13 protein-coding genes and 1 riboswitch are annotated in these 15,619 nt (G+C 67.0%); of the genes, 6 read left to right on the top strand and 7 right to left on the bottom strand.

Annotated features, from left to right (window positions below; all coding sequences use genetic code 11):
* The first annotated feature begins 85 nt into the window (after window positions 1-85).
* The 4 genes from ACSQ24_RS21885 to ACSQ24_RS21870 all read left to right on the top strand — a co-directional run bounded on the left by ACSQ24_RS21885 (window position 86) and on the right by ACSQ24_RS21870 (window position 6,888).
* Window positions 86-904: an ImuA family protein gene (locus tag ACSQ24_RS21885; protein ID WP_436096721.1), complete on the top strand. Its 819-nt coding sequence runs from the start codon at window positions 86-88 to the stop codon at window positions 902-904.
* Window positions 822-2,531 (top strand): Y-family DNA polymerase, encoded by a 1,710-nt coding sequence (locus ACSQ24_RS21880; RefSeq protein WP_436096720.1) that lies wholly within the window; start codon window positions 822-824, stop codon window positions 2,529-2,531. The genes ACSQ24_RS21885 and ACSQ24_RS21880 overlap by 83 nt, the downstream gene beginning before the upstream one ends.
* 238 nt (window positions 2,532-2,769) lie before the next feature.
* Window positions 2,770-6,294, top strand: a complete 3,525-nt coding sequence (locus ACSQ24_RS21875; RefSeq protein ID WP_436096719.1) for an error-prone DNA polymerase — start codon at window positions 2,770-2,772, stop codon at window positions 6,292-6,294.
* A gap of 180 nt (window positions 6,295-6,474) precedes the next feature.
* Window positions 6,475-6,888, top strand: a complete 414-nt coding sequence (locus ACSQ24_RS21870) for a (R)-mandelonitrile lyase (protein ID WP_436096718.1) — start codon at window positions 6,475-6,477, stop codon at window positions 6,886-6,888.
* 232 nt (window positions 6,889-7,120) lie between these two features.
* Here the strand turns inward: ACSQ24_RS21870 and minE are convergent, their stop codons facing one another.
* From minE to minC, 3 genes are all read right to left on the bottom strand, one after another.
* Window positions 7,121-7,384 (bottom strand): cell division topological specificity factor MinE, encoded by a 264-nt coding sequence (gene minE / locus ACSQ24_RS21865; RefSeq protein WP_057188104.1) that lies wholly within the window; start codon window positions 7,382-7,384, stop codon window positions 7,121-7,123.
* Window positions 7,381-8,196, bottom strand: coding sequence for a septum site-determining protein MinD (minD, locus tag ACSQ24_RS21860; protein WP_436096717.1), 816 nt, complete (start codon window positions 8,194-8,196; stop codon window positions 7,381-7,383). The genes minE and minD overlap by 4 nt, the downstream gene beginning before the upstream one ends.
* 97 nt (window positions 8,197-8,293) lie before the next feature.
* Window positions 8,294-9,034, bottom strand: a complete 741-nt coding sequence (gene minC, locus ACSQ24_RS21855) for a septum site-determining protein MinC (RefSeq protein WP_436096716.1) — start codon at window positions 9,032-9,034, stop codon at window positions 8,294-8,296.
* Between the two features lie 299 nt (window positions 9,035-9,333).
* Window positions 9,334-9,434: riboswitch (glycine riboswitch) on the top strand.
* 136 nt (window positions 9,435-9,570) lie between these two features.
* Between minC and ACSQ24_RS21850 the strand changes: the two genes are divergently transcribed.
* Together ACSQ24_RS21850 and lhpI are read left to right on the top strand one after the other, a co-directional pair.
* Window positions 9,571-9,825 (top strand): hypothetical protein, encoded by a 255-nt coding sequence (locus ACSQ24_RS21850; RefSeq protein WP_436096715.1) that lies wholly within the window; start codon window positions 9,571-9,573, stop codon window positions 9,823-9,825.
* A gap of 8 nt (window positions 9,826-9,833) precedes the next feature.
* Window positions 9,834-11,549, top strand: coding sequence for a cis-3-hydroxy-L-proline dehydratase (lhpI, locus tag ACSQ24_RS21845; protein ID WP_436096714.1), 1,716 nt, complete (start codon window positions 9,834-9,836; stop codon window positions 11,547-11,549).
* Between the two features lie 23 nt (window positions 11,550-11,572).
* Here the strand turns inward: lhpI and ACSQ24_RS21840 are convergent, their stop codons facing one another.
* The 4 genes from ACSQ24_RS21840 to ACSQ24_RS21825 all read right to left on the bottom strand — a co-directional run bounded on the left by ACSQ24_RS21840 (window position 11,573) and on the right by ACSQ24_RS21825 (window position 15,413).
* Window positions 11,573-12,514: a DMT family transporter gene (locus tag ACSQ24_RS21840; protein WP_436096713.1), complete on the bottom strand. Its 942-nt coding sequence runs from the start codon at window positions 12,512-12,514 to the stop codon at window positions 11,573-11,575.
* Complete coding sequence (locus ACSQ24_RS21835) at window positions 12,504-13,316, bottom strand: ABC transporter permease (protein WP_436096712.1); 813 nt, start codon at window positions 13,314-13,316, stop codon at window positions 12,504-12,506. Before ACSQ24_RS21835 ends, ACSQ24_RS21840 begins: the two co-directional genes overlap by 11 nt.
* 42 nt (window positions 13,317-13,358) lie before the next feature.
* Window positions 13,359-14,324 (bottom strand): ABC transporter substrate-binding protein, encoded by a 966-nt coding sequence (locus tag ACSQ24_RS21830; protein WP_436096711.1) that lies wholly within the window; start codon window positions 14,322-14,324, stop codon window positions 13,359-13,361.
* A 96-nt stretch (window positions 14,325-14,420) separates the two neighbouring features.
* Window positions 14,421-15,413 carry an ABC transporter substrate-binding protein gene (locus ACSQ24_RS21825; RefSeq protein WP_436096710.1) on the bottom strand — a complete coding sequence of 331 codons (993 nt, stop codon included), beginning with the start codon at window positions 15,411-15,413 and terminating at the stop codon, window positions 14,421-14,423.
* Window positions 15,414-15,619 lie beyond the last annotated feature (206 nt).

Below are 15,619 nucleotides of genomic sequence, written 5' to 3'. Positions count from 1 at the left end.
AGGCAAGCGGGAGCGGATGTGGGCTTGACTCCGGCGCGGTTTGGAGTCGCTTTATGCTTGGAACAAAAAGTGAACATATACTCCTATGGCAGACGCTCCTACCCGATCCCTGGCTGCCCTTCGGCAGAGCCTCGCCCTGGCGGGGCTGGCGCGCGAGCTCGCGCCGGTGGAGCGGGTCGCCTTCGGAGCGCCCTCGCTGGACGAGCCGCTGGGTGGCGGCATCGCGCGCGCCGCCCTGCATGAGGTCTATGCCCCGGCCGCGGCCGATCTTCCCGCCGCCACGGGCTTCGCCGCGGCCCTGGCGCTGCGCGCCGCCGGATCGCGCCCCCTGCTCTGGGTCCGGCAGGATTTCCTCGATGCCGAGGCCGGGCGCCTGCACCCGCCGGGCCTGGCCGAGCTCGGGCTCGACCCGTCGCAGATCCTGCTGGTCAGGGTCCGGGATGGCGAGGGGGCGCTACGGGCCGGTGCGGAAGCGGCGCGCTGCGCCGCGCTTGGAGCTGCGCTGATCGAGCCCTGGGGCGCGCCGCGCCAGTTCGACCTGACCGCCAGCCGCCGCCTCGCGCTGGCGGCTGAGACTTCCGGCGTCCTGACCCTGCTGCTGCGGGTGGCGGCTGAGCCTGAGCCCAGCGCCGCCAGCACGCGCTGGCAGGTGCGCGCTCTGCCGTCGCGGGCGCGCGAGGCGGAGGCGCCGGGCGATCCCGCCTTTGTATTACGGCTGCTGCGCCATCGCGGCGGCCTTGGTGAGCGTGAGTGGCGTGTGGAGTGGAGCCGTGACGAACGATGTTTCCGGGACAGGATTGGGGACGAGGGAGGCAAAAGGGATGCAGCGCCGCTATCTCGCTCTCTGGTTTCCCTATCTGGCGAGCGAGCGCCTGCGCCGCCGGGCCTCCGCCGGGCCGGATGAAGGACGCGATCCCCTTTCCCCCGCTTGCGGTGGGGAAGGGTTAGGGATGGGGGGCCGGAAAGCAGGGCTGGACCATTCGTCCAGTTCAGTGCCGAGCGGCACAGCCCCCCACCCAACCCTCCCCACCGCAAGCGGGGGGAGGGCTGATGGCCGCGGACGACTACCTCCGGATGAGCGCCCGCTCGTCCTGGTCGAGAAGGATCGTGGCGCGCTGCGCCTCGCCGATTGCGACCAGCGGACGGTCAAGCTCGGCCTGACGCGCGGGCTGACGCTGGCCGATGCCCGCGCCCGCATCCCGGAGCTCACGGTGGTCGAGGCCGATCCGGCCGCCGACCAGCGCCTGCTCGAATGGCTCGCCGCGCTCTGCGACCGCTTCACCCCGCTCGTCGCGCTCGATCCGCCGCATGGGCTCGTGCTCGACATCACCGGCTGCGCCCATCTCTTCGGCGGCGAGGTGGCGCTGCGCCAGCGGCTAGGCATCGGCATGCGCCGGCTCGGCCTGAGCCTGCTCGCCAGTATCGCCGGCACACCGGAGGCGGCCCGCGCCCTCTCTCGTTTCGGCGACTGCGCCGTCTCCCGTCCGGGCGAGGACGAGCGACGGACACTGCCGCTGCCAGTCGAGGCGCTGGAGGCTCTCCCTGAGACGGTGATCGCCCTGTCGCGCGCCGGGCTGAAGACGCTGGGCGATCTCGCCGGCCGGCCCTCGCATACGCTCGCCGCCCGCTTCGGCGAGACACTCGTTACAAGGCTGCGCCGCATCCTCGGCCATGAGGACGCCCGCATCACGCCCTTGCGGACACCGCCCGATTGCGTGGTCGAGCGGCATTTCCCCGATCCGCTGCAGGATACCGACGGGCTCGAGGCGATCGTCGCCCGCCTGCTCGGCGAGGCCGGACGCCTGCTCGAGGCCCGCGGCGAGGGCGGGCGTGCCTTCGAGATCAGCTTCTTCCGCAGCGACGGCGCCGTGCGCCGGCTGGCGCTGGAGACTGGCAGGCCCTCGCGTGACGTCGCCGCGATCCTGCGGCTCTATCGCGAGCGCATCGACAGCCTGGCCGATCCGCTCGATCCCGGCTTCGGTTTCGACGCGATCAGGCTAGGGGTGCTGGTCTGCGAGCCGCTCGGCACGCCGCAGGCGAGCCTCGACGGGCGCGCCGTCGAGAAGGAGGCGGTGGCCGATCTGGTCGATCGGCTGGTCGCCCGCTTCGGCCGCGAGCGCGTGCTGCGCTTCGTTGCGCAGGACAGCCATCAGCCTGAGCGTGAAGCTGCGCTGGTTCCGGCTGCGTCCGGCAAGGCGGACGCGGCACCCTGGCCCATCTCGCAGCCGGACGAGCCGCCGGCCCGCCCGCTCCAGCTCTTCGAGCCGCCGCAGCCGGTCGAGACCCTGGCCGAGGTGCCTGATGGACCACCCTTGCGCTTCCGCTGGCGGCGCGTGCTGCACGAGATCGCCCGCGCCGAGGGACCGGAGCGGATCGCGCCGGACTGGTGGCGCGACGGACCCAATGAACACACGCGCGACTATTATCGCGTCGAGGATGCGCTGGGCCGCCGCTTCTGGCTGTTCCGCGCCGGTCTCTACGGCCGCGAGACGACCGCGCCGCGCTGGTATCTGCACGGGCTGTTCGCGTGACCGCCTATGCCCTCCTTTGGACTGGGAGCTGGCCCGCTCCCTCCCCCCTTGTGGGGGAGGGTTGGGGAGGGGGGTATCGAGAGTGCTGTGCTGTAAGGCTGGGCCCAACCAATATCGAGGGCGCCCTGCTTCCGCGGCCGTACGGCTGGCTACCCCTCTCTCTAGCTCTCCCCCACAAGGGGGGAGAGGACAGGGCGCGGTTCCCACGCGCGGGCGATAACCTTCGGCAGGCGCGGTCATGACCGCCTATGCCGAACTCGTCGCCGCGAGCAATTTCTCCTTCCTGCGCGGCGCCTCGCCCGGGCCGAACCTGGTGATGACCGCGCTGCTGCTCGGCCAGACCGGCCTCGGCATTGCCGACCGCAACACGGTCGCCGGCGTGGTGCGGGCCTGGAGCGCGCTCCGCGATCTGCGCGAGGACGGCGTACTGGCTCCCGAAAAGATTCGCGAGGGTGGCAGTCCCGGCGAATACATCTGGGTCGAGAACCCGGCCTTCGCCGATTTGCCCTTCACCTTGCCTCAGCTCCAGGCGATGGCGAAGGCCTTCAAGCTTGCCACCGGTAGCCGCCTTGTCTTCGCCGATGGGACGCCCGACATCGTCGCTTATCCCGCCAATCGCGCCGGCTGGGGAAGGCTCTGCCGTCTGCTCACGTTAGGCAATCTGCGTGGGGCCAAGGGCGAATGCATCCTCAATCTCGACGACCTCCTGAACGACGCCCGCGACCTCCTGCTGATCGTCATGCCGGAGCGTCGGCTCGACGGCCTGCCTGGGCTGCTGTCCCGCCTCGACGATGCCGCGCCCGGTGCGGTCTGGCTCGCCGCCACCATGGCGCGCCGCGGCGACGATCGCCGCCGCCTCGCCCGGCTGAAAGGTATCGCAGCTGCGACCCGCACCCCGCTGATCGCGACCAACGACGTGCTCTACGACGCGCCCGAGCAGCGCGACCTGCAGGATCTGCTGACCTGCATCCGCGAGGGTATGACGATCGACAGAGCCGGCCGCTTGCTTGAGGCCAATGCCGAGCGCCATTTGAAGGCGCCGCAGGAGATGGCCCGGCTCTTCAGAGAGGCGCCGGAGGCGATCGAGGAGGCGCAGCATCTGCTCGGGCGCATCGATTTCGATCTGGGTGAGCTCAGATACGAATATCCGGACGAGCCGGTCCCGCCCGGCTGGGGCCCCCAGGCCTGGCTGGAGGAACTCGTCCGGAGGCGCGGCGAAATCCGCTATCCGGACGGTGTGCCGGACAAGGTCCGCGATCTGCTGGCTAAGGAGCTCGCCTTGATCGGTAAGCTCGATTACGCCCGCTATTTCCTCACCATCCGCCAGATCGTCGATTTCGCCGAAAGCCGGGGCATCCTTTGTCAGGGCCGAGGCTCTGCCGCCAACTCCGCCGTCTGCTACGTGCTCGGCATCACCGCTGTGAACCCGGCCGAAAGCGACGTGCTGTTCGAGCGCTTCATCTCGACCGAGCGACGCGAGCCACCCGATATCGACGTCGATTTCGAGCATGAGCGGCGCGAGGAAGTGATCCAGTGGATCTATGAGAAATACTCGCGTGATCGCGCCGGCATCGCCGCGACCGTGATCCATTACCGGCCGCGCAGCGCCATGCGCGAGGCCGGCAAGGCGCTGGGGCTGACCGAGGACGTCACCGCCCGTCTGGCCTCGACGCAATGGGGCAGCTGGGGCTCCGACATCACCCGCAGCCAGATCCGCCAGGCCGGGCTCGATCCCGATAATCCGGTGATCGCGCAGGCGGTGCGGTTCGCCGTGCGCCTGCTCGGCTTCCCGCGGCATCTCTCGCAGCATGTCGGCGGCTTCGTGCTGATGCGCGGCCGCCTCGACGAGACCGTGCCGATCGGCAACGCCGCGATGGACGACCGCACTTTCATCGAATGGGACCGCGACGACATCGACGCTGTCGGCCTGATGAAGGTCGATGTGCTCGCATTGGGCATGCTGACCTGCATCCGCAAGGCTTTTGACCTGCTGCGCGATAAAGAGGAGATCGATCTGGGGCTCGCGGATGTCCCGCAGAAGGACGACGAGACTTACGACATGCTTTGCGAGGGCAAATCCCTCGGTGTCTTCCAGGTCGAGAGCCGGGCGCAGATCAACATGCTGCCGCGCCTGAAGCCGCGAAAGCTCTATGATCTCGTCATCCAGGTCGCGATCGTCCGCCCCGGCCCGATCCAGGGCAATATGGTCCACCCCTATCTGAAGCGGCGCGCCGGGATCGAGGATGTGACCTATCCGTCGCCCTCGCCGGAGCATGGCCCGCCCGACGAACTCTATGAGGTACTCAACAAGACGGAAGGAGTCCCGCTCTTCCAGGAACAGGCCATGCGTCTGGCCATGGTCGCGGCGAAGTTCAGCGACATCGAGGCCAACGGCCTGCGCAAGGCGATGGCGACCTTCCGCAATGCCGGCACCATCGGCAATTACGAGGCGATGATGGTCGAGCGCATGGTCGGGCGCGGCTATGAGCGCGACTTCGCCCAGCGCTGCTTCGAGCAGATCAAGGGCTTCGGCAGCTACGGCTTTCCCGAAAGCCACGCCGCCTCCTTCGCCAAGCTGGTCTATGTCTCCTCCTGGCTGAAATGCCACCACCCGGCGATCTTCGCCGCGGCGCTGCTGAACTCGCAGCCCATGGGCTTCTACGCTCCGGCCCAGATCGTCCGGGAGGCGCAGGAGGTTGGCGGCGTCGAGCCGCGGCCGATCGATGTGAACTTTAGCGCCTGGGACAATCTGCTGGAGGAGGTGAGCGGCCCTGAGAGACCATCGCTGGAGGGTGGGGGCGATCCCCTTCCCCCCGCTTGCGGTGGGGAAGGGTTAGGGATGGGGGGGCGGAAAGCAGGGCTCGACGATTTGTCTATGTCGCGCCGAGCGGCACTGCCCCCCACCCCGGCCCTCCCCACCGCAAGCGGGGGGAGGGGGAAGAATCGCTGGGCGCTGCGGCTCGGCCTGCGCCAGCTCGACGGCTTCAAGGAGGAGTGGGCGGAGCGCCTCGCCGGCGCGCGCGGCGAGGGCTATCGCGATGTCGAGGAACTCGCTCGTCGCGCCCGTTTGCCGGCCCGCGCCATGCGCCTGCTCGCCGATGCCGATGCCTTCCGCTCAATGGGACTGGATCGGCGCGAGGCGCTCTGGGCGGTGCGCCGCCTGCCGGACGACGAGGCGCTGCCGCTGTTCGAGGTGGCGCAGGCACGCGAGCTCGGCGCCGAGCAGGCCGCTGCACTGCCTACGATGCCGCTAGCCGAGCACGTCGTCGCCGACTACCAGACGGCGCGGCTCTCGCTGAAGGGCCATCCGATGGGCCTGCTGCGACCCCGCTTCGCCCGTGAGTGCATCGCCAGCTGCGAGCAGATTTCAGCCATGCGCGACGGGAGCTGGGCCAGCGTCGCCGGCGTCGTGCTGGTGCGCCAGCGCCCCGGCAAGGGCAATGCCATCTTCATCACGCTGGAGGACGAGACCGGCATCGCCAATGTCGTGCTCTGGGCCCGCGATTTCGAGCGCTTCCGCCGCGAAGTCATGGCGGCGCGGCTGCTCCTCGTCGAGGGCAGGGTGCAGAAGAGCCCGGAGAACGTGATCCACCTGATGGCGAAACGCGTCGTCGATCGCTCGGCCGAGTTGCTCAGCCTGTCTGACACCCATCGCGCCGAGATCGTGCTCACCCGGGCCGACGAATTCCAGCATCCGCAGATCCCGCGGGCGCGCCACCCGCGCAATGTCCGCATCCTGCCGAAGTCGCGCGATTTCCATTGAGGCCGGGAACACAGCCGTCATTGCGAGGAGCGCAGCGACGAAGCAATCCAGGGAGGCGTAGAGCGCTGCCGCCCCTGGATTGCTTCGCTGCGCTCGCAATGACGGTGCAGCCTTGAGCGAAAGCGTCCTAGAGTGCCGGCATCGAATTCGCTCGCGAACGCAGGCCTAAGGAGATAGCCCATGAACATCATCCGCGCCGGGACAAGGGCTTCGGCGAAAGGCCCGAGCGATTGGTTCAGCGGCACTGTCCGCATCGATCCGCTGTTCAATCCGCATGCGCCCGAGCGCGTGCAGGGCGCCAGCGTCACCTTCGAACCCGGTGCCCGTACGGCCTGGCACACCCATCCGCTCGGCCAGACGCTGATCGTCACGGCGGGCTTCGGCCGGGTGCAGCGCTGGGGTGGTCCGGTCGAGGAGATCAGGCCGGGTGACGTGGTCTGGTTTCCACCGGGCGAGAAGCACTGGCACGGCGCCGGGCCGGAGACGGCGATGACACATATCGCCGTGCAGGAGGCCCTGGACGGCAAGGTCGTCGACTGGCTCGATAAGGTCTCGGACGCCGAATACGACGGCCGCGGGCCGGCGGTGATGTGAGGCGCGCGGAGGGAAAAACCCCCTCCCCCTTGTGGGGAGGGCAGGGGTGGGGGTCGCCAAGCCGGAGCGACCGGTTGAACCAGACGCCGCCGTCGCTGCTGCCAAGCCTCGTCTTCTGCCGACGATCACCAAGCGGCACCACCCCCATCCCCATCCCTTCCCCACAAGGGGGAAGGGAGGAGCCCAGGCGATCGGCCTTTCGCAGAGGAATCCGAATAGGGAAAGGCGGCCCTCAGGCCGCCTTCTTGCCCGCATCGAATGGAATCTCGATGTCGACGGCGAGCGTCGAGACTTGGGGTCCGCGCTCCATCCGGACGGTGACCTTGTCGTCGTCGACCTGCACATGCTTGGCGATCACGCGCAGGATCTCGTCGCGCAGCTTGGTCACGAGGTCGGAACCATCGGCCGACAGGCGCTCATGGGCGAGCAGGACCTGCAGGCGCTCGCGCGCCGCGGGAGCCGACTGAGGGCGGAAGAAGAGACGACGCAGGTTCATGCCGCTTTCCTTCCGAAGATCTTGCCGAAGAAGCCGCGCTTCTCGCCGGGGATGGTCATCGGCAGGTTCTCGCCCTTGAGGCGACGCACGGCGTCGAAATAGGCGAGCGCCGGGGCGCTGCGCTCATCCGCCAGGGTGACGGGCGAGCCGATATTGGAGGCACGCAGCACGTCCATGCTCTCCGGGATGATGCCGAGCAGCGGGATCGACAGGATCTCGAGGACGTCGTCCACCTTCAGCATGTCGCCGCGCTCGGCGCGGGCGGGGTCGTAGCGGGTGAGGAGCAGATGCTTCTCCATGCGCTCGCCGTTCTCGGCCTTCAGAGTCTTCGAATCGAGCAAGCCGATGATGCGGTCGGAATCGCGCACCGAAGAGACCTCCGGATTGGTCACCACGATCGCGATGTCGGCATGGCGCATGGCGAGGGTGGCGCCGCGCTCGATGCCGGCCGGGCTGTCGCAGATCACCCAGTCGAAATGGCTCTTCAGCGCGCCGATGACCTTCTCGACGCCCTCGGAGGTGAGGTTGTCCTTGTCGCGCGTCTGCGAGGCCGGCAGCAGGTAGAGCGTCTCGACTCGTTTGTCGCGGATCAACGCCTGCGTCAGCTTGGCCTCGCCCTGGATCACGTTGACGAGGTCGTAGACCACCCGCCGCTCGGCACCCATGATCAGGTCGAGATTGCGCAGGCCGACATCGAAGTCGACGACCACGACCTTGTCGCCGTTTTGCGCCAGCGCCGCGCCCAGGGCGGCGGAGGAGGTCGTCTTGCCGACGCCGCCCTTGCCCGATGTGACCACGATGACCTTGCCCATTGACCTCTCCTAGTTCCGGTGGACGCGTTGTTTGGTCGACATTTTGAGTTGCGCGAATTCTTGTCGTTCGACCGGTTCCGGTCGAACGGAAAGCGCGCTAGGCGATTGACCCGGCCGTGAAGGTTTCGCCTTCGAGCCAGAACTGGGCAGGCTTACCGCGCAGGCCCGGCTCCAGGTCCTCGGCCGTCTTGTAGTAGCCGTCGATGCCGACCAGCTCGGCCTCGAGCTTGCGGCAGAAGATGCGCGCCTCTGCATTGCCCAGCGTGCCGGCCATCGCCCGCCCCCGCAGGGTGCCGTAGATATGGATCGAACCGCCGGCGATGACCTCCGCGCCGGACGCGACCGATCCGACGATGGTCACATCGCCCTCGGAGAAGATCGACTGCCCGGAGCGCACCGGCTGGGTGACGACGAGCGACGTCGGCGCGGTCCTGGCGGGCAGCGGCGTGGCGGGCGCCTCTGCCATGGTCTCGGCGGCAGGGGCTTCCTTGGCCGGCTCGGCCGCTGGCTCCTCGATGTCTCCGGTCGCCTTTCCGCCCGACATGGCCGGCGGCAGGTCGTTCCCGAGCATGGAGGGGCGTGCGCCCTCGATCCCCATGATCCGGACATTGCGCGCGCCGAGCTTGCCGACGAGATCGCGCAGCTGCGCGCGGTCGATCTCGAGGCCCTCGACGTCCAGTACGACCGGGCGCCGCAGGAAGAAGCCGGCGGAGCGGCCGGCGAGATCGTCGAGCCGCACCAGCCAATCCTCGAAGGGCAGCTCGGGTGTCAGCGTCAGCGCGAGATAGGATCGCCCCTTGAGGCGGATCGGCCGGGGTTTGGTTAACACGGCGGTCATCTTGGTAAATTTTCGGTTGCTCAGATGTAGGAATCGAATGGTTAACGAGCGGTAAATCGCTCGGGCGATTATCGGGGAGAACGGCCCGGAAAAGCGCCAAAATGTGATAAAAACCTATTATATATCAATATGTTACTATTTTATCGCGCTGATGCGCTGCCGTTAAAACCAATGAAGGAGACGCCTTGCGGGATTGGTTTGCCGAGTCGGTGGCTGTCCAACGGTCGGCGCTGAAGGTTGGCGAGCCCGGTCATGCTTCGGCCAGATCGCGCTTGACAGAAATGGCGGACAAACTAGCACTTGCCGCAGCGGGAGAGATCGGTCCGACGTCAAAATCGGACCGGCGCCGACGGAGCAACCGCCCCGGAAACTCTCAGGCAAAACGTACCGCTGCCGATGATTCGACTCTGAAACGCAGAACCGCAGTTCTGCGCCGATGGTGCAAGTCGACAGCCCAGCTGATTGGGCGCGACGAAGCTCTCAGGCCAATGACAGAGGGGGTGCTGACGACCCGCATTGCGCGGGCAGGAGCACCTATGAGCACATCCGACATCTCGCGCGTCGCCGTCATCGGCGCGGGCATTACCGACATCACCACCGCCTATAACCTCGCCCGGCGCGGCTGCCCGCCCTATCGCCATGGCAGCTTCAGCTTGCGACAGGCGGAGAACAGCGAGCGCAGGACGACGAGTGCTGCTTCAATACGCGCCTCCCATTCGATGATATCACTTCTGCGAGGACGGGCGATCTTGCACCTGACCTTGTTCCGATCCCACACCTGCTTCCGCTAAACAGTCCCATGAACTCTGCCGCACGACACGATAACGGGATCGCGGTCGCTCCCGGGAACGCCGCCGGGCCGATCGTCGTCCTGAGCGAGGCCCTGAGTTTCTGGGGCGGCGTCGATCCCGCCACGGGAGTGGTCATCGACGTGCATCACCCCTCGCATGGCGTCTCGCTCGCCGGTGCGGTCGTGATGATGCCGAGCAGCCGAGGCTCCTGCTCCGGCTCGGGCGTGCTGCTGGAACTCGCACTTTCGGGCAGGAACCCTGCGGCCCTGATCTTCGCTGGTCCGGAGGACACGCTGACGCTCGGGGCAATCGTCGCCTCGGAGATGTTCGGGCGCCACATCCCCGTCATCCGCCTTTCGGAAGGGGCCTTTGCCGCCCTGTCGGCCGCGACGGACGCGACGATCGCACCGGACGGGATATGGGCGAATGGCGGGCGTGTGCGGATTCCTCTTTCCGCGACGGCCCATGACGACCTGCAGCTTTCCCTTGCCGACCATCGCATGCTCGCCGGGGCCGAGGGCATCGCTGCCCGGCAGGCGATGCGCATCATCTGCGCCATGGCCTGCCAGCAGGGGGCGACCGACCTCATTGACGTGAGGCGGGCCCATGTCGACGGCTGCATCTATGCCGGCCCGGCCAATCTGATCTTTGCCGAGAAGATGGAGGAGCTCGGAGCGCGCGCCCGCGTTCCGACGACGATGAACGCCATCTCGGTCGATTATGCGAACTGGCGCCGTCAGGGCGTGGCGCACGATTTCGGCGAGCCGGCGACGCGTCTCGCCGACGCCTATGTGCGCATGGGATGCCAGGCGAGCTTCACCTGCGCGCCCTACTCCCTGCCGGATCCGCCGGGTTTCGGTGAAGCGATCGGCTGGTCGGAATCGAATGCGGTGATCTTCGCCAATTCCGTGCTCGGAGCCCGGACGGCGAAGCACCCGGACTTTCTGGATTTCTGCATCGCCGTCACCGGCCGGGCACCACGCGCCGGAGCTTTTCTCGACGAAGGCCGGCGGGCGCGCCGCGTGGTCCGGATCGACCTGCCGGAGAACGCGAGCTCGTCGGCCTGGCCCCTGATCGGCTATCTCGCCGGCCTCGCCTCGCCCGATCGAATCCCGCTGATCAAGGGCCTCGCGAAGACCCGGCCGACACGGGACGATCTCAAGGCGCTCTGCGTCGCCTTCGGGACGACCTCCGCCGCAGCCATGCTGCATGTCGAGGGCATCACGCCGGAAGCGGAAAGCCTCAGCGGCACTCCCGAGGACGAGATTTTTGTGACGCGCGAAGACCTTGCCGCCGGCTGGCGCAAGCTGAGCAGCGGCCCCTCGGATGTCGACCTCGTCGCAATCGGCAGTCCGCATGCCTCTCTCGACGAGTGCCGGGCCGTCGCGGAGCGTCTCGATGGCCGCCCTCTCGCAAAGACCGTCGCCGTCATCATCACGGCCGGGAGAGAGGTCGTGGCCGCGGCAGAGGCCGATGGAACGATGACGAGGTTGCGCGAGAGCGGCGTCGACGTCATTCCCGACCTCTGCTGGTGCTCGATCACACGCCCGGTTTTCCCGGAGCAGGCCAAGGTCGTCCTGACCACCTCCGGCAAATACGCCCATTACGGGCCGGGGCTCTCCGGCTGCATGGTGAGGCTCGGAACCCTCGATGACTGCATCGAGGCTGCCCTCACAGGCATCGCACCCGCCCGTTTGCCGGCCTGGCTTGCCGGGCCAGGGTGAATTTGTCTGGCACTATTCTACGGTCACGCCTTGCGCGGTGCCGATGTCACGAGCCAGATGCCGCAAACGATGATGGCGAAGCCTGCCAGGTGGAACCAGACGATCTGCTCGCCGAGCACGATGAAGCTCAGCGCTGCGCTGGTTGGCGGTAGGAGGTGCATGAACATGCCGGTCCTGCCGGGGCCGAGCACAGCGACCGAGCGGTTCCAGAAGACATAGGCCAGGATCGACGGGAAGAGCGCGAAATAGATCAGCGCGCTGGCGGTCGCCATGGTGGGCTGGAAGCCGCCCTGCAGGGCGTATTCCCAGGCGACGGCCGGCAAATGGAAGAGGACGCCGAAGAACACGGTCACGCCGAGGAACGCCATCGCCGGCAGCCCAGCCGGCCGCCAGCGGATCAGCACGGTGTACAACGCCCAGCAGCTCATGCCGGCGAAGACCAGAATGTCGCCCCGGTTGAGCGCGACGCTCAGAAGCGTCCCTGGATCCCCCCGGCAGATCACCAGAACCGCCCCGCAGAGCGAGAGCGCGATCCCGGCAAGCTGTTGCCGCGTCAGGCTCTCCTTCAGGATCAGATAGGCCAGCAGGAAGGTGGCGACAGGAAGCAGGGAATTGACCAGCGCTGCGTTGGCGACCGGCGTGTAGTGCAGCGCCGCGTAGACGAAACAGTTGAATGCAGTCACGCCGATCGCGCCAAGCAGCGCGAGGAATGGCAGGTTGCTGCGGATGCGCGGCCAGGAATCGACGACTGGCCGCCAGCAGAATGGAGCCAGGATGAGAAGGACCAGGCTCCAGCGCCAGAACGACATCTGCACGGGCGGAATCGACTCGCGCATCAGCCGCGCGATCAGGAAATTGCCCGACCAGAACAGAGGCGGGAGCGTCGCCAGCCAATAGGCCGCACGCGGCACGCCTGCCTGCGGCTTTGTGGCTGGGACAGTCCCGCCGACAGGTTCAGTGCGCATCCGAGGGGCGCCTGGTGCCGGGCAGCTCCGTATAGCGTCCGAGCACGACGTTCACGCCGACGGCGAGCAGGAATACGACGATCAGCAGCGCGTACATACGCGGCATGTCGAAGGTCGCATAAGTCTGGATCACCGCGTAGCCCAGCCCCTGATTGGCGAGCTTGGTCTCGGCCAGCAGCGTGCCGATGATGGCGACACCGAGTCCTATGCGCAGACCGTTGATGACCGGAGCGCGCATCGCCGGCAAATAGATCTTCGAGATCATCTGGCCGACATTGAGCCGGAAGCTGAGGCCGACCCGGATCAGCACGGTGTCGATCTCGCGCATCGCCGCGGCGACGCTGATCGCGACTGGAAAGAACGAGGACAGCGCGCCCATCGCGACCTTGGACCCCGGCCCGACGCCGAACCACATGATCAACAACGGAAAGAAGATGATCTTCGGGGTCGGCCCGAGATAGTGCAGCAGCGGTTCATAGGCGCGCTGCAGGAAGCGATTGCTCCCGAGCAGGATGCCGACGGCGACCCCGCCGCCGCCGCCAATGAGGATCGCGAGCGCCACCTCGCCGGCGGTGACACCGAGATTGGCGTAGAAGGTCGGCTCGACCAGGAGATGGACGAGCGCGCGTATGATGAGGAGCAGCGACGGCACGACGTCGCGATAGAGCAACCCCGAGCGCGCTGCGATCTCCCAGATCGCCAAGAGCCCCACGACGATGCCGATCCGCGTCAACAGCACGGCCCGCGCCTGGTCCATCGTCGTTGGGCGGGTTTCCGTCCGGCCGAGGGTCGTTGTCGTCATCGCGCCGTCACTCCGGGTAGACGAGGCCGTCGATGCGCAGGCTCATTTGCGCGGCGGGATCTGGATCAGCTCGGCGAGCTGCTCCTTGGTCAGCGGCTGGGCTGTGTATTTCAGCGCCACCGCGTCGGGAACGATGGTGTCCAACCCAACGATCTTGTCGGGGTCGAGCGCTTCCTTCGGGAAGAAATCATCCCGCGTGCGCCTGGCGATGGCCTCCGGAATCCCGACGAAATCGGCATAGGCCTTGATCGCTGCATCGCTGGCATACATCGCGTCGATGGTCTCGCGATAGGCGGCCATGTAGCGATCGATCACGGCCTTCTTGTTCTGGAGCGCGCTGGTGTTGGCGATCAGCAGGCGGACCGTCTGGCTTTTGAAGGCCTGGGTGTCGTTGCCGGTTGCGACGACCCGGATCTCGCCCTTGTCGAGCTGCGGCAGGCCGAAGGGCGGCGCAGCCCAGCCGACATCGATCTGGCCGGACATCACCTGGGTCAGCGTCGGCGCCGGGCCCCCGGTCGCGGTCGGGCGGATCCTGAGGCTGTTCTCCTTGATGAAGGCGTTGACGACGCCATGGGTCGACGAGCCATTGGTCGAAAACGAGACCGTGTGGTTCTGCAGATCCTTGAGCGCCTTCACCGGGGAGTCGCTTTTGACATACCAGTAGAGATCCTTCGCCCCGGTGGTCTCCGCGCCGATGATGCGGATCGGCGCGCCCTTCGAATAGGCTGAGAGCGCTCCCATGATGCCGCCGGCGACGCCGATGTCGACGCTGTTGGAAAGCACGGCCTGCTGGGTCTCGCCGCCACCCTGGGTGTAGAGCATCTCGAGCTCGAGATTGTGCTTCTTGAAGATGCCGAGCCTCGTGCCGACTTCCGAGATCGAGGTATCCCAGTTGCCGCGCTGGCCGATCGCCAGCTTGAGCTTGTCCTGGGCGGCTGCGTCCTGCGCCATCGACAGCGCGAAGCTAAGTGCCGCAAGCGTCGACATGACCGTCTTGAATGTCGTCATCCTGTCCTCCCCTGTCGCCAGCTCGGTGCGGCTGGCCTTCATCGTCCTGCCTTCGCTTCTGTGGCGAAGTGGAAAGCCCGGAAGCTTCTCGGTGCCTCAGATCTTGAAGGCCTCCAGCGTGCTGGAATGGAAGAGCTCCTCGACCGAAAGCCGTCGCGAGGACAGCCCCTGGCTGTGATGGGCCTGGAGGAACGCCTCCAGCGCGTGGCGATTGGGGCCCACACCATAGGACCAGAAATCCTGCCCCATCAGGCTGCGGGCCGCCTGCAACTGCTCCTCGACGAAAGGCAGTGTGATCTTGGTGGCGGATGTGTCCGCGAGCTTGGCGAGGGCGGCGGCCTTGGACTGTTCGAAGGCCTTCAGCAGTGCGGCCGGCAGCCAGGGCTGAGCTTCGACGATGCTGCGCCGCACGCACAGCACATGCATGATCGGGAAGATCCGGGTGCGCCGATAATAGTCCGACGCAGCGGCGGTCGGGTCCGGGAACAGGCGCGCGATCCTGGGGTGGCCGGCCTCGAAGGCCGGCGGTGAACGCGGCCCGATATAGCCGTCGATCTCGCCGTCCATCAGCATCTCGTTGAGCGAGCGGTCGGCCGGTGCCGGCACGACCGTGATCTCCGGTGGCAGCTCGATGCTGATCTTCTCGGCGCGGCCTGGCTGCTCCAGGCCGCCACGAACCCAGGTCACCTCGCTCGGCTTCACGCCATAGTCGTTTTCGAGGATCGCGCGGATCCAGACGCAGGCGGTGAGCTGATATTCCGGGCAGCCGATACGCTTGCCCCTGAGATCCTCGGGCCGAGCGATGCCGCGATCGGTCCTGATGAAGATGCCTGTGTGGCGGAAGGCGCGCGACAGGAAGGCGGGAACGCCGACATAGGGGCTGTCGCCACGCGCCGTCTTGAGGGTGAAGCTCGACAGCGAGGCCTCGCAGACGTCGAATTCGGCATGGCGGAAGGCGCGGAAGAAGATTTCCTCCGGCACCAGCTTCATGAAGACGGGGTCGACACCGTCGATCTGGACCGCCCCGTCGATCAACGGGCGATTGCGATCATAGTCGCCGATGGCGATGGACAGGCGCAGATCGGACACGCAATTCCTCCCGGCTAGAGACGGATTCACCGATCAGGTTGAATCAACCTGATCGGTGAATCCGTCTCCAAATCATTGAAAGAGAACGCGTTGTCCGATCAGATTGCGTAGCAACCTGATCGGCGCGTGCTCTAGCGCGTCGGGCGCGCCATCATTTTGCGGCAGAGTGCGCCGCGCCGGCGGAGGGCACAAAGACTTCCGCGAAA

The organism is Allobosea sp. LjRoot237 (assembly GCF_964253285.1).
GTDB lineage: Bacteria > Pseudomonadota > Alphaproteobacteria > Rhizobiales > Beijerinckiaceae > Allobosea.
The sequence above is the reverse complement of the archived record's forward strand: the minus strand, read 5'-3'. Positions and strand labels throughout refer to the sequence as shown.

Bases quoted from the DNA above. Each gene is read 5' to 3' on its own strand.
- lhpI (WP_436096714.1), top strand. From the start codon at position 9,834: ATGAACTCTGCCGCACGACACGATAACGGGATCGCGGTCGCTCCCGGG.
- ACSQ24_RS21885 (WP_436096721.1), top strand. From the start codon at position 86: ATGGCAGACGCTCCTACCCGATCCCTGGCTGCCCTTCGGCAGAGCCTC.
- ACSQ24_RS21850 (WP_436096715.1), top strand. From the start codon at position 9,571: ATGAGCACATCCGACATCTCGCGCGTCGCCGTCATCGGCGCGGGCATT.
- ACSQ24_RS21875 (WP_436096719.1), top strand. From the start codon at position 2,770: ATGACCGCCTATGCCGAACTCGTCGCCGCGAGCAATTTCTCCTTCCTG.
- ACSQ24_RS21835 (WP_436096712.1), bottom strand. From the start codon at position 13,316: ATGACGACAACGACCCTCGGCCGGACGGAAACCCGCCCAACGACGATG.
- ACSQ24_RS21830 (WP_436096711.1), bottom strand. From the start codon at position 14,324: ATGACGACATTCAAGACGGTCATGTCGACGCTTGCGGCACTTAGCTTC.
- minE (WP_057188104.1), bottom strand. From the start codon at position 7,384: ATGAACCTGCGTCGTCTCTTCTTCCGCCCTCAGTCGGCTCCCGCGGCG.
- ACSQ24_RS21870 (WP_436096718.1), top strand. From the start codon at position 6,475: ATGAACATCATCCGCGCCGGGACAAGGGCTTCGGCGAAAGGCCCGAGC.
- ACSQ24_RS21880 (WP_436096720.1), top strand. From the start codon at position 822: ATGCAGCGCCGCTATCTCGCTCTCTGGTTTCCCTATCTGGCGAGCGAG.
- ACSQ24_RS21840 (WP_436096713.1), bottom strand. From the start codon at position 12,514: ATGCGCACTGAACCTGTCGGCGGGACTGTCCCAGCCACAAAGCCGCAG.
- minD (WP_436096717.1), bottom strand. From the start codon at position 8,196: ATGGGCAAGGTCATCGTGGTCACATCGGGCAAGGGCGGCGTCGGCAAG.
- minC (WP_436096716.1), bottom strand. From the start codon at position 9,034: ATGACCGCCGTGTTAACCAAACCCCGGCCGATCCGCCTCAAGGGGCGA.